This window comes from Pantoea sp. FN0307 (assembly GCF_050113815.1).
Lineage (GTDB): Bacteria > Pseudomonadota > Gammaproteobacteria > Enterobacterales > Enterobacteriaceae > Mixta > Mixta alhagi.
Window position 1 is genome coordinate 151664 of sequence record NZ_JBNJSO010000003.1, and the last position, 12132, is coordinate 163795.

Below are 12132 nucleotides of genomic sequence, written 5' to 3' on the forward strand. Positions count from 1 at the left end.
GTGTGTGGTTTCAGAAAGCTACCGGGTGTTCAGGTAGTAACAGGAATGACGTTGCTGGCCTGGCCGTTTGTGGTCTGGTTCGGCCTGTCGCATAACAGTCTGCACTGGTTGCTGCCCTTAATAATAGCGTTGTTGGTGTTACGCTTATGGCAGGCAAAACGGAAAGCGGGGCCGATGCGCTTTATGATGCAAAGCGCATCGTTGGTGGGTATTGTCCTGTGCGTTGCCAGTACCCTGCTAAAAACGCATCAGTTGTTGCTGTTTTATCCGGTGGTCGTCAACCTGTTAATGCTTATCTTGTTTGGCGGTTCGTTATGGACGGCAATGCCGCTGGTCGAACGCCTGGCGCGCCTGCGTGAGCCTCAGCTTCCCCCGGAAGGCGTTCGTTACACCCGGCGTGTCACCCAGGTATGGTGCCTCTTTTTCATTATCAATGGCAGTATCGCTCTGTTTACTGCGCTACAGGGCGATATGCATCTGTGGACCGCATGGAACGGTATCATCGCTTATGTGCTGATGGGGACGCTGATGGCGACCGAATGGCTGGTGCGGCGTCAGGTAATAAAGCGGAAAACATCATGAATCACATTCTCCCTTTATCGCAGTGGCTTAGTAAATCTCGTCCGGATGATACCGTCATCGCCTGGCTTGGCGATCATACCTGGACGCTAGGGCAGTTGCGTTATGATGTCGCCCTGTTGGTTGATGAGCTGCAAGGTCAACAAGACGAAGAGCGCTGGGCGCTCTGTTTCGAGAACAGCTACCTGTTTATTGTCGCGTTACTGGCAACGCTAAGCGCGGGTAAAACGCCGGTGATACCCGGACACTGTCGGGTTTCCCTGCTGGAAGAGCAGCGTTCGTTGTTTCACGGTGTGTTGAGCGACCAGGCGCTGGACTGGCACGGTGTGCTACGCGTGGTTTCCTCAGCAAACACGAGCGCACCGGAAGCCACGGTGTTGCCCACTATCACGCCCAGCCGTTGCATTGAACTCTACACGTCCGGTTCTACAGGCCAGCCCAAACGGGTAATAAAAAGCATCGCTGCGCTTGATAAAGAAGCTGCCCTGCTGGCCGACCGCTTTGGCGGGCAGCTGTCAGGCTGCCGGGTTGTTGCATCTGTGGTTCCCCAGCACCTCTATGGTTTGACTTTCCGCATCTTCTTGCCCTTAGCGCTTGGAATGCCGCTGCACGCTGCGATGCTCTATTATGCTGAACAGCTGGCCGCGCTTGATCATCAGCACCGTTATCTCTTCGTCAGCAGTCCGGCTTTTCTTAAGCGTCTGGATCATAAGCTGACGCCGCCGCCCGTGAAGGTGATCCTTTCCGCTGGCGGTATGCTCTCATGGCAGCACGTCCTCGATACGCAGCGTTGGTTTGGCGTCTGGCCTGATGAAATCTATGGCAGCACTGAAACCGGCATTCTCGGCTGGCGGCACCGCCATCAAGATATGATTCCGTGGCTTCCCTTTCCGGGCGTACGTATTACGCCTGAGGATGACGCTTTTCGCGTCTTCTCACCGTTGATTGCCCAGCAAGAAGGATTGCTGTTGGATGATATTTTACAGCTTGAAGATAACGGGTTATTTCACCTGGTCGGACGACATGGACGCGTCGTGAAAATTGAAGAAAAGCGCATCTCACTAAGCGAAGTGGAACGCCGCCTGATGGCACTGGAGGGTATCCGTGATGCAGCGGCGTTACCGGTCACGCGGGGCGGACGACAGGGAATTGGCGCTGTGCTGGTACTGGAAGAGCCACTACGCAGGATGTGGCAGCAGACAAGCGGTAAGAAGCTGGAACTGTCATGGCGACGCGCGCTACTTCCCTGGCTGGAACCGGTCGCCATTCCCCGCTATTGGCGGATAGTGGATGAGATCCCCGTTAATAGTATGAATAAGCGTGTCTATGCACAATTACAGGAGACATTTCATGAAAGCCCGTGAAGTTGAAATCTATCAGATGGCACCCGGGCAGGCTGCGATTGTCCTGTATCTCGATCCGACGCTGTTTTGGTTCCAGGGGCATTTTGCTGTTCAGCCGTTGTTGCCCGGTGTGGCACAGCTTGACTGGGTGATGCACTACGCTGGGATGCTGCTGGCCCCCGACTTTCGTTTTCACAGCATGCAGAATGTGAAATTTCAGGCGCCGCTGCTGCCGGGTAATACCGTTACGTTAACGTTGAGCTGGCAGGAGGAGCGGCAGATCCTGACGTTCAGCTTTCAGCGTCATGAGGGGGATGTGCGTCATACGGCCAGCAGCGGGAAGCTTCGCTTATGCCGTTAAAATATACGCCCTGTGCCGTAATCCCCTGCTACAACCACGGCACAATGATGGCGCAAGTGCTTGCACGCCTCGCTCCGTTCCAGCTACCAATAATTATTGTCGATGACGGTAGCAATGAAGGAACACGGCAGACGCTTGAAGAGCTCGCCGTCCTTTACCCGCAGCTGACGCTTATCCGTCTTGCACAAAATTCAGGCAAAGGTGCGGCGGTGATCCGTGGCCTGGAGGTGGCGTCTCAGGCAGGGTTTACGCATGCGGTACAGGTGGATGCCGACGGGCAACATGCCATTGAAGATATTCCGGCAATGCTGGCGCTTTCGGCGCAGCACCCCGACGCGCTGATTTCCGGCCAGCCTGTTTATGATGACTCGATTCCGCGCTCGCGCCTGTACGGGCGTTGGGTCACACATATTTGGGTATGGATCGAAACGCTTTCATTGCAGTTGAAAGACAGTATGTGTGGCTTTCGCGTTTACCCGATCGCTCCGACACTGCAACTGGCACAACGCATCACGTTGGGTCAACGTATGGATTTTGATACTGAAGTGATGGTGCGTCTCTACTGGCAGGGCAATACCAGCTACTTTGTGCCAACCCGTGTCACTTATCCGCAGGATGGGCTGTCGCATTTTGATGCGCTAAAAGACAACATACGGATATCGCTGATGCATACCCGTCTGTTCTTCGGCATGCTCCCACGTATTCCTTCACTGTTAATGCGACGGCGTACACATCACTGGGCGAAACAACGCGAAGTGAAAGGATTGTGGGGAATGCGCATCATGCTGGCAGTCTGGCGATTGTTGGGACGTCGAGCCTTCTCACTTCTGCTTTGGCCGGTCGTTGGCGTTTACTGGCTAACGGCTAATTCTGCCCGCCGGGCATCGCAGTCATGGCTGGCGCGCGTGCGTCGTGAATTGCAGGCACGTCATGGGATTACGCCGCCACATCTCAACAGCTATCGTCATTTCCTGCGTTTCGGTGACGCCATGCTGGATAAAGTGGCCAGCTGGCGCGGTGAGCTACAGGTAGGACGCGATGTGGTATTGGCCCCTGGCGTGGAAGCGGTGCTTAACCTGCATCAACCCCAGGGTAAGTTGCTGCTGGCGTCCCATTTAGGCGATGTTGAAGCCTGCCGTGCGCTGGCACAGTTGCAGGGTGGGAAAGTCATTAATGCGTTGGTGTTTAGCGAAAATGCGCAACGTTTTAAACAGATCATGGCTGAGAACGTGCCGCAGGCTGGGCTGAATCTGATACCGGTCACCAACATTGGCCCGGATACGGCCATTATGTTGAAAGAAAAACTGGATCGCGGTGAATGGGTAGCGATAGTCGGCGATCGCCTTGCGGTTAATCGCCAGCGAGGCGGCGACTGGCGGGTGGTCTGGAGTCCATTTATGGGCCAACCTGCACCTTTCCCCCAGGGGCCGTTTGTGCTCGCTGCCGTGCTGCGTTGTCCGGTACTGCTGATTTTTGCCCTTAAGCAACAGAATAAACTCCATATCTACTGCGAGCCGTTTGCCGATCCGCTACTGCTGCCTCGCGCAGAACGCCAGACAGCGCTGGAACATACAGTCAACCGCTATGCTGCCCGCCTTGAGCACTACGCACTGCTGGCGCCGCTGGACTGGTTTAACTTTTTTGATTTCTGGCATTTACCTGACGCCGACGATAAGGAATAGAGAGTGCTTGACGATCCCCGCTTTACGACCGAGCTAGAGCTTACCGTGCCGTTTCACGATGTTGACGTTATGGGCGTGGTATGGCATGGCAACTATTTTCGTTATTTTGAAATTGCCCGTGAAAAACTATTGAACCAGTTTAACTACGGCTACCGCCAGATGAAGGCATCAGGTTACGTTTGGCCGATAGTCGATACGCGTGTCAAATATCGCAACGCCCTGACCTTTGAGCAGCGCATTCGCGTTCGTGCGCAACTGGAGGAGTATGAGAACCGCCTGCGTATCGGCTACCAGATTTTCGATGCAGCTACAGGCAAGCGCACGACAACTGGCTACACCATACAGGTTGCCGTGGAAGAAAGTAGCCGGGAGATGTGTTTCGTCAGTCCGCCTGTGCTGTTTGAATGTCTTGGAGCCGCCCAATGAAATACTGGCCCTTACTTATTTTGCTGCTCAGCCCATGGGCCAGCGCTGTTACCCTGGATGAACTTCAGCAGCGCTTTACTGAACAACCTGTCATCCGTGCTCATTTTACGCAAACGCGCGCCATTAAAGATTTACCGCAGCCGTTGCGTTCGCAGGGGGATATGCTGATCGCCCGTGACACCGGGCTGCTTTGGGAGCAAAAAAGCCCATTCCCGATGATGATGCTGCTGGATGATTCACGTATGGTTCAGGTGATCAACGGCCAGGCACCACAGGTACTCACCGCAGAAAACAATCCGCAAATGTTCCAGTTTAATCACCTGCTGCGTGCGTTATTTCAGGCGGATCGTAAAGTGCTGGCGCAAAATTTCCGTATCAATTTTCAGGACAACGGTGAAGGTCGTTGGTCGCTGCGTTTAACGCCTGTTACCACGCCGCTGGATAAAATATTCGCCACCATAGATCTTGCCGGGCAGACATACCTTGAGACGATTCAACTCAATGATAAACAAGGCGATTGCACCGATATTACGCTTTCCCAACACCAACTGTCGCCTACCCGGTTAACTGATGAAGAACGCCAACACTTTGCCGCCTATTAGCGCTCGGCGCTCGGCGCTATTGTGGGGCATCGTATGTCTGGCGCTGCTGAGCCTGTTACTGCTATTGCTGCCGCAATCCAGAATGAACAGCAGCGTGCTGGCAATGCTGCCAAAGCAGGCGCTGGGAGCGATACCTCCCACGTTAAATGATGGCTTTATACAGCGTCTTGATCGCCAGATGGTTTGGCTGGTCAGCCCCGGAAAAACCGCCGATCCTACAGTCGCTCAGGCATGGTACGCACAGCTTAAAGATTCGCGTGCGCTCGCCGATGTAAAAGGGCAGATGGATGTAGCCAGTCAACAGGCCTGGGGAGCGTTTTTCTGGCAACATCGTAACGGATTGATTGATAGCGCGACGCGTACGCGCTTGCAGAATGGTGGTGAAGCACAGGCGCAATGGATCCTGTCGCAGCTTTATTCCGCTTTTGCCGGCGTCAGTAGCAAAGAACTGCAAAACGACCCGCTGATGTTGATGCGTGGCTCGCAGTTGGCACTGGCGCAAAACAGCCAGCGTCTGCGTCTAATGGATGGCTGGCTGGTTACGCAAGATGAGGAAGGCAATTATTGGTACTTTCTGCACGGTGAACTGGCGAATAACGCGTTTGATATGCAACAAACCCGGCAACTGGTCACTACGCTGGACGCGATGCAGCAAAAGCTCAGAGAGCAATATCCACAGGCGCGGCTGCTATCACGCGGCACGGTGTTTTACAGCGACTATGCCAGTCAGCAGGCGAAACGGGATATTTCAACCCTCGGCGTGGCGACCCTTCTTGGCGTAGTTCTGCTGATTATTGTGACGTTTCGATCGCTGCGCCCTCTGCTGTTATGCCTGATCTCTATAGCCATCGGTGCGCTGGCGGGGGCTGTCGTCACTCTGCTTATTTTTGGCGAGCTTCATTTGATGACGCTGGTCATGAGCATGAGCATTATCGGTATTTCAGCAGACTATACGCTTTATTTTCTGACAGAACGTATGGTGCATGGTGCAGAGACCACGCCGTGGCAAAGCCTGGCGAAAGTACGTAACGCACTGCTGCTGGCGCTACTGACTACCGTAGCGGCTTATCTGATCATGATGATTGCGCCTTTCCCCGGCATTCGGCAGATGGCGATCTTTGCGGCGGTAGGGCTAAGCGCTTCCTGTTTAACCGTGCTTTTTTGGCATCCATGGTTGTGTCGTGGCCTGCCGGTGCGCCCGGTACCGTTAATGACCTGGATGCTGCGCTGGCTGGCTGCATGGCGACGTAAAAAAGCGCTTTCCTGGGGGCTGGTGGCGGCACTGGCGCTGTTTTCTCTGGCCGGACTCGCGACGCTGCGTATCGATGACGATATCTCGCAGTTACAGGCGTTACCGCCAACGCTGCTGGCACAGGAAAAAACCATCACGCGTCTGACCGGACAAAGCGTTGATCAAAAATGGTTTGTGGTTTACGGCAAAACGCCAGAGCAAACGCTGACGCGGATGGAAACTTTTGCGTCAACCCTGGAGCAGGCGAGACGCGCAGGTATGATAAGCCACTACCGTACCATCCCGCTTAATTCACTGGCACGGCAGCAGCAGGATTTACAGCTATTGCGCGCAGCTATGCCCGCCGTAACGCGGTTGCTACAACATGCCGGGCTGGGCACGGTTAACCCTGATCTCAGCGCCATGCCTGTATCGGTAGATGCCTGGCTTGCCAGCCCCGTCAGTGAAGGCTGGCGTCTGATGTGGCTGACATTGCCTGATGGCACAAGTGGTGTGCTGCTCCCGGTCGACGGCGTAAAAAATAGCGCGGCGTTGAGCCGACTGGCGGATAAACAGCCAGGGGTGGCATGGATCGATCGCAAGCAGGCGTTTGATACGTTATTTGCACTTTACCGCACGGTGCTGAGCGGTCTGCTGGGCGTGGCCTTGCTGGTGTTTGCCTGCGGCGCTATAGCGCGTCTCGGCTGGCGCAAAGGGCTGGTAAGCCTGCTGCCCTCCGTGCTGTCGTTAGGGTGCGGGCTGGCGGTGCTTTCATTCAGCGGGCATTCGGTGAATCTATTTTCGTTGCTGGCCCTGGTGCTGGTGCTGGGTATCGGCATCAACTACACGCTGTTTTTTAGCAACCCGCGCGGCACACCGTTAACTTCGCTCCTGGCGATTACGCTGGCGATGATGACAACTTTACTCACGCTGGGGATGCTGGTTTTTAGCGCCACGCAAGCGATCAGCAGTTTTGGCATTGTTCTGGTCAGCGGCATCTTTACTGCCTGGCTGCTCTCGCCATTGGCGATGCCTGATAGAAAAAGAGAAAAGAAAAAATGAAGTTACATAACATTTGGCGTGGCGTTAGCCTGCTCGCCGTAGTGCTGCTGACCGGTTGTAGCCATGATTTACAGCATAATAGCAGTAGCCGACCACAGGCCTGGCTGGAGCCAGGCACACGCGTTACGCTCCCTGCGCCAGGCATTTCCTCTGCGGTCAATTCTCAGCAACTGCTGACCGGGACGTTTAATGGCCAGACGCAATCGTTGCTGGTGATGCTAAATGCCGATAATAAAAAAATCACTCTGGCAGGCTTGTCATCCATCGGGATCCGCCTGTTTTTAGTGACCTATGACGAAAAAGGGTTGCATACCGAGCAGTCTGTTATCGTACCGCAGCTTCCCCCAGCCAGCCAGGTGCTGGCAGACGTTATGCTCAGCCATTGGCCGATTGTCGTCTGGCAACAGCAACTACCCGCGGGCTGGACGTTGAACGATAAAGGCGACAGGCGTGAATTACGCAATGCTAACGGTAAGCTGGTCACCGCGATCGTTTATATGCGGCGAAAAGGCCAGCGTATGCCTGTCAGCATTGAGCAATACGTCTTTAAATACCACATCACCATTCAATATCTGGGTGACTGACATGATTTATATTTCTGCCTTCGGCCTGCTTAACGCATTAGGGAATGATACCGCAGAGATTGCTGCCAACCTGGTGCGAGGGGTTGCTCCTGGCATGCGTGCGCGTGCCGGTTGGTTACATAATCATCCCGAGGCAGTGTTGGGTGGGGTGGACGGCGAATTGCCCGCTATACCCGACGCGCTGTCTGCGCACCGCAGCCGTAACAACCAGTTGCTGCTGGCGGCGCTGGCGCAAATTCAGCCTCAGGTAGAGCGCGCTATTACGCAATTTGGCCGTGATCGCATCGCTGTTGTGATGGGTACCAGCACCTCAGGGCTGAATGAAGGAGACGAACATGTTCGTCTGACGCTTAATAATGAGCCAAGCCTGTGCTGGCAGTATCCGCAGCAGGAACTGGGCGATCCCTCGCGCTTTCTCAGGAACTGGCTGGGTCTGGAAGGGCCGGCTTTTACGCTATCTACCGCCTGTTCATCCAGCGCCCGGGCTATCATCAGCGGTCGGCGTCTGATCGAGGCCGGTCTGGCTGATGTGGCCCTTGTCGGCGGCGCGGATACGCTGAGCCGTATGCCGATCGGCGGCTTTCATAGCCTGGAATCGTTATCGCCCAGTCTGTGCCAACCGTTTGGCCGCGACCGTTGTGGCATAACTATCGGTGAAGGCGCAGCGCTGATGTTGCTAACGCGTGAACCGCAGCCTATTGCGATATTGGGCGTCGGTGAATCCAGCGATGCCTGGCATATCTCCGCACCGCATCCGGAGGGCGAAGGAGCCATTCGCGCTATTCGTCAGGCGCTGGCAGAGGCTAACATGCAGCCTGATGATGTGGGTTACATCAATCTGCACGGTACCGCCACCACGCTTAACGATCAAATTGAATCGAAAGTAGTACATGACCTGTTCGGTGAGCGCGTGCCCTGTAGCTCAACCAAGCATCTGACCGGTCACACGTTAGGCGCGGCGGGCATTACCGAAGCGGCTATCAGTGCCCTGATTTTGCAGAAGAACCTGCCGCTGCCACCACAGGATTTTAGTCTGTCCCCCATCGATCCTACGCTGCCTGCCTGCGCTATTCTGCGACAGGCACAGCCGCTGGTTCGTCCGGTGATCCTGTCGAATTCTTTTGCCTTTGGCGGTAATAATGCCAGCATTTTGCTGGGGAGAAGCGTATGAGTCACTATTTGCCGCCGGTAGCGTATCTGCCGCACGATGCGCCAATGTTGTTATTAGACGATGTTGTTTGCGTGACGGACAATGGCGCTCATTGCCGGGTGGCAGTGAACCGTGACGGTGTGCTGGCACCATTCCTTGATGCACAAGGCAACTTACCCGGCTGGTTTGCGCTGGAGCTAATGGCGCAAACCGTGGGCGTCTGGTCCGGCTGGCATCGCCAACGGCGTGGTCAACAGAGCATCGCGCTTGGCATGGTTCTGGGAGCGCGTGAGCTGGTTTGCGCGGTGGGGCATTTACCTGGCGGCGTCACGCTGGATATTAACGTCAGCTTGCTGATGCAAGATGAGCGTTTCGGCAGTTTTGACTGTGCGATTCGTATCGACGAAGAGACAGCGGCGACAGGCCGCGTAAATACTTTCCAGCCGACGGCGGAAGAGTTGAATTCGCTTTTTAATCAGGGGAATAAAGGATGAATCGTTCAGTGCTGGTCACCGGCGCCAGTAAAGGAATCGGACGCGCTATCGCTTGTCAGCTTGCCGCTGATGGTTTCATCATTGGCGTGCATTACCATCGCGATGAGGCGGGTGCCAGAGAAACGCTACAGGCGATAGAACGGGCTGGCGGCCAGGGTCGTCTACTCTGCTTTGATGTTGGTAATCGTCAACAGTGCCGTGACATTCTTGAGCAGGAGATTGCTACACATGGTGCATGGTATGGTGTGGTAAACAATGCCGGTATTGCCCGGGACGGAGCCTTCCCGGCGCTCAGTGAAAATGACTGGGATGATGTAATACACACCAACCTTGACAGCTTTTATAACGTCATTCATCCCTGCATTATGCCAATGATTAGCGCACGACGCGGCGGACGCATTATTACGCTTTCGTCGGTCTCAGGCGTCATGGGCAATCGTGGCCAGGTAAACTACAGCGCAGCTAAAGCAGGGATTATCGGCGCGACTAAAGCGCTGGCGATTGAGCTGGCAAAGCGCAAAATTACCGTTAACTGCATCGCACCCGGGCTGATTGATACCGGTATGATCGAGATGGAAGAGGTGGCGTTAAAAGAGGCAATGGCGCTTATCCCCATGAAGCGCATGGGACAGGCAGAAGAAGTTGCCGGACTGGCCCGTTATTTAATGTCTGACGTTGCGGGATATATTACTCGACAGGTCATTTCTGTGAACGGAGGGATGCTATGATTCGCCGTGTCGTTATTACGGGTATGGGTGGCGTTACCGCTTTAGGCGAAACCTGGCAGGATGTTTCTCGCCGTCTGCTGACTTATCAAAACGCGGTACGTAAAATGCCGGAGTGGCAGATCTATGAGGGTCTGCATACGCTGCTGGGCGCGCCGATCGATCATTTCAGCTTGCCCGATCACTATACCCGCAAGCGTATCCGCGCTATGGGGCGGGTTTCGCTGCTTTCTACCCGCGCAACTGAGCTGGCGCTGGAACAGGCTGGTCTGATCGGCGATCCGGTGCTGATAAATGGTCAGACAGGTATCGCTTACGGTTCATCCACCGGCAGCACCGGTCCGGTAAGCGAATTTGCCACCATGCTCACTGAGAAACACACCAATAACATCAGTGGCACAACGTATGTGCAAATGATGCCGCACACCACGGCGGTAAATACCGGGTTGTTTTTTGGTCTTCGTGGTCGGGTTATTCCAACCTCCAGCGCCTGTACCTCCGGCAGTCAGGCGATCGGCTATGCCTGGGAAGCCATTCGCCACGGTTATCAAACGGTGATGGTTGCAGGGGGCGCAGAGGAACTTTGTCCCTCTGAAGCTGCCGTATTCGACACATTGTTTGCTACCAGCCAGCGCAACGATACGCCTGAAATCACGCCGTCGCCGTTCGATCAGCAACGCGACGGACTGGTCATCGGTGAAGGTGCCGGGACGCTAATCCTTGAAGAGCTTGAGCATGCCAGAGCACGCGGCGCAACCATTTACGGTGAAATCGTCGCGTTTGCGACCAACTGTGATGCTGCGCATATTACCCAACCGCAGCGGGAGACGATGCAGATATGCATGGAACAGTCGCTGCGTATGGCTGGATTAACGCCGCGAGAGATTGGTTATATTTCGGCGCATGGTACGGCCACTGAGCGGGGAGATATTGCAGAAAGCCAGGCGACAGCGATGATTTACGGCGACAAAACGCCAATCTCTTCATTAAAAAGTTATTTTGGCCATACGCTGGGCGCATGCGGTGCGCTGGAAGCATGGATGTGCCTGCAAATGATGCGTGAAGGCTGGTTTGCGCCAACGATAAATCTGACGCAGCCGGATGAGCAATGCGGCGCGCTGGATTACATCATGGGCGAGGCCCGCCATATTGATTGCGAATACCTGCAAAGCAATAACTTCGCCTTCGGCGGCATCAATACTTCCATTATTATCAAACGCTGGGCTTAAAGATGTACCAGGTTGCGCTGGGCAAAATTTCTGATTTGCAACAGCAGCCGCTTTCGCCAGGCCTGCGTCAGTTAGCTCCCACAGGGCCACGGCGTGCGGCGTGGCTGGCCGGACGCGTGCTGCTTAGCCGCATGCTTTTCCCGCTGCCGTTGCCTGAAGTTATCTATAGCGATAATGGCAAACCCGCTTTTCATGCCAGTGTGCCGCTGTGGTTTAACCTCAGCCATAGCGGAAATAATATTGCGCTGATAGTCAGCGATGAAGGAGAAGTCGGCTGTGATATTGAGATTATCCGACCTCGTGAAAACTGGCCACGGCTCGCTGATGCAGTATTCAGTGCAGGCGAGCGCCAGTTAATAGCAGCAGAACCAGAACCTCTTCAGCTTGCTGCATTCTGGCGCATCTGGACATGTAAAGAGGCGATTTTGAAGCAATCTGGCGGCCATGTATGGCAAATGGCGCAGATTGATAGCACGGCACTGGCGCACTCCTTCGTGAGCCAAACTTTTATCGCCGGTTCTCTTAGTCTGGCGCTCTGTACTCCGACACCGTATCTATTAAACATTAACGATATTAGCGGGCAACACAGCTTATGGGATCTGGTTGAACTACGTTGATAAAACCGCCGTCGCTAACGTTGTAAAATCCAGAACGCTGCTCCTCG

General features: G+C 54.7%; 13 protein-coding genes. All 13 read left to right on the top strand.

Translation table 11 applies throughout. From position 1 onward, the window contains the following. Genes ACQE3Z_RS11225 through acpT form a run of 13 tightly spaced genes read left to right on the top strand, consistent with a single transcriptional unit; the run spans position 1 to position 12085 of the window. A complete protein-coding gene (locus tag ACQE3Z_RS11225; RefSeq protein ID WP_426973862.1) occupies positions 1–582 on the top strand; it encodes a hypothetical protein in 582 nt (193 codons plus the stop codon). Continuing rightward, positions 579–1943 carry an AMP-binding protein gene (locus ACQE3Z_RS11230; protein WP_426973863.1) on the top strand — a complete coding sequence of 455 codons (1365 nt, stop codon included), beginning with the start codon at positions 579–581 and terminating at the stop codon, positions 1941–1943. The genes ACQE3Z_RS11225 and ACQE3Z_RS11230 overlap by 4 nt, the downstream gene beginning before the upstream one ends. Beyond that, positions 1930–2283, top strand: coding sequence for a hydroxymyristoyl-ACP dehydratase (locus tag ACQE3Z_RS11235; RefSeq protein WP_426973864.1), 354 nt, complete (start codon positions 1930–1932; stop codon positions 2281–2283). The genes ACQE3Z_RS11230 and ACQE3Z_RS11235 overlap by 14 nt, the downstream gene beginning before the upstream one ends. Next, the gene (locus tag ACQE3Z_RS11240) at positions 2274–3965 is read left to right on the top strand and encodes a glycosyltransferase family 2 protein (RefSeq protein WP_426973865.1); all 1692 of its coding nucleotides are present in this window, start codon (positions 2274–2276) and stop codon (positions 3963–3965) included. The genes ACQE3Z_RS11235 and ACQE3Z_RS11240 overlap by 10 nt, the downstream gene beginning before the upstream one ends. Positions 3966–3968: 3 nt before the next feature. Next, positions 3969–4391, top strand: coding sequence for an acyl-CoA thioesterase (locus ACQE3Z_RS11245; RefSeq protein ID WP_426973866.1), 423 nt, complete (start codon positions 3969–3971; stop codon positions 4389–4391). After that, entirely contained in the window at positions 4388–4993 is a 606-nt protein-coding gene (locus ACQE3Z_RS11250; protein WP_426973867.1) for an outer membrane lipoprotein carrier protein LolA, read from the top strand. The genes ACQE3Z_RS11245 and ACQE3Z_RS11250 overlap by 4 nt, the downstream gene beginning before the upstream one ends. Further along, positions 4962–7286 carry an MMPL family transporter gene (locus ACQE3Z_RS11255; RefSeq protein WP_426973868.1) on the top strand — a complete coding sequence of 775 codons (2325 nt, stop codon included), beginning with the start codon at positions 4962–4964 and terminating at the stop codon, positions 7284–7286. Before ACQE3Z_RS11250 ends, ACQE3Z_RS11255 begins: the two co-directional genes overlap by 32 nt. Then, on the top strand, positions 7283–7870 hold the full coding sequence (locus ACQE3Z_RS11260; RefSeq protein ID WP_426973869.1) for a DUF3261 domain-containing protein: 588 nt from the start codon (positions 7283–7285) through the stop codon (positions 7868–7870). The genes ACQE3Z_RS11255 and ACQE3Z_RS11260 overlap by 4 nt, the downstream gene beginning before the upstream one ends. A 1-nt stretch (position 7871) precedes the next feature. Continuing rightward, positions 7872–9041: a beta-ketoacyl-[acyl-carrier-protein] synthase family protein gene (locus ACQE3Z_RS11265; protein WP_426973870.1), complete on the top strand. Its 1170-nt coding sequence runs from the start codon at positions 7872–7874 to the stop codon at positions 9039–9041. Next, a complete protein-coding gene (locus ACQE3Z_RS11270; protein WP_426973871.1) occupies positions 9038–9514 on the top strand; it encodes a 3-hydroxy-fatty acyl-ACP dehydratase in 477 nt (158 codons plus the stop codon). Before ACQE3Z_RS11265 ends, ACQE3Z_RS11270 begins: the two co-directional genes overlap by 4 nt. Beyond that, positions 9511–10242, top strand: coding sequence for a 3-ketoacyl-ACP reductase FabG2 (locus ACQE3Z_RS11275; RefSeq protein WP_426973872.1), 732 nt, complete (start codon positions 9511–9513; stop codon positions 10240–10242). Before ACQE3Z_RS11270 ends, ACQE3Z_RS11275 begins: the two co-directional genes overlap by 4 nt. Beyond that, entirely contained in the window at positions 10239–11468 is a 1230-nt protein-coding gene (locus tag ACQE3Z_RS11280) for a beta-ketoacyl-ACP synthase (RefSeq protein ID WP_426973873.1), read from the top strand. The genes ACQE3Z_RS11275 and ACQE3Z_RS11280 overlap by 4 nt, the downstream gene beginning before the upstream one ends. A gap of 2 nt (positions 11469–11470) precedes the next feature. Next, on the top strand, positions 11471–12085 hold the full coding sequence (gene acpT / locus ACQE3Z_RS11285) for a 4'-phosphopantetheinyl transferase AcpT (RefSeq protein WP_426973874.1): 615 nt from the start codon (positions 11471–11473) through the stop codon (positions 12083–12085). The last annotated feature ends 47 nt before the right edge of the window (positions 12086–12132 follow it).

Coding starts and splice junctions, on each gene's coding strand:
- ACQE3Z_RS11275 (WP_426973872.1), top strand. CDS start 9,511: ATGAATCGTTCAGTGCTGGTCACCGGCGCCAGTAAAGGAATCGGACGC.
- ACQE3Z_RS11250 (WP_426973867.1), top strand. CDS start 4,388: ATGAAATACTGGCCCTTACTTATTTTGCTGCTCAGCCCATGGGCCAGC.
- acpT (WP_426973874.1), top strand. CDS start 11,471: ATGTACCAGGTTGCGCTGGGCAAAATTTCTGATTTGCAACAGCAGCCG.
- ACQE3Z_RS11260 (WP_426973869.1), top strand. CDS start 7,283: ATGAAGTTACATAACATTTGGCGTGGCGTTAGCCTGCTCGCCGTAGTG.
- ACQE3Z_RS11280 (WP_426973873.1), top strand. CDS start 10,239: ATGATTCGCCGTGTCGTTATTACGGGTATGGGTGGCGTTACCGCTTTA.
- ACQE3Z_RS11255 (WP_426973868.1), top strand. CDS start 4,962: ATGAAGAACGCCAACACTTTGCCGCCTATTAGCGCTCGGCGCTCGGCG.
- ACQE3Z_RS11265 (WP_426973870.1), top strand. CDS start 7,872: ATGATTTATATTTCTGCCTTCGGCCTGCTTAACGCATTAGGGAATGAT.
- ACQE3Z_RS11270 (WP_426973871.1), top strand. CDS start 9,038: ATGAGTCACTATTTGCCGCCGGTAGCGTATCTGCCGCACGATGCGCCA.
- ACQE3Z_RS11235 (WP_426973864.1), top strand. CDS start 1,930: ATGAAAGCCCGTGAAGTTGAAATCTATCAGATGGCACCCGGGCAGGCT.
- ACQE3Z_RS11230 (WP_426973863.1), top strand. CDS start 579: ATGAATCACATTCTCCCTTTATCGCAGTGGCTTAGTAAATCTCGTCCG.
- ACQE3Z_RS11240 (WP_426973865.1), top strand. CDS start 2,274: ATGCCGTTAAAATATACGCCCTGTGCCGTAATCCCCTGCTACAACCAC.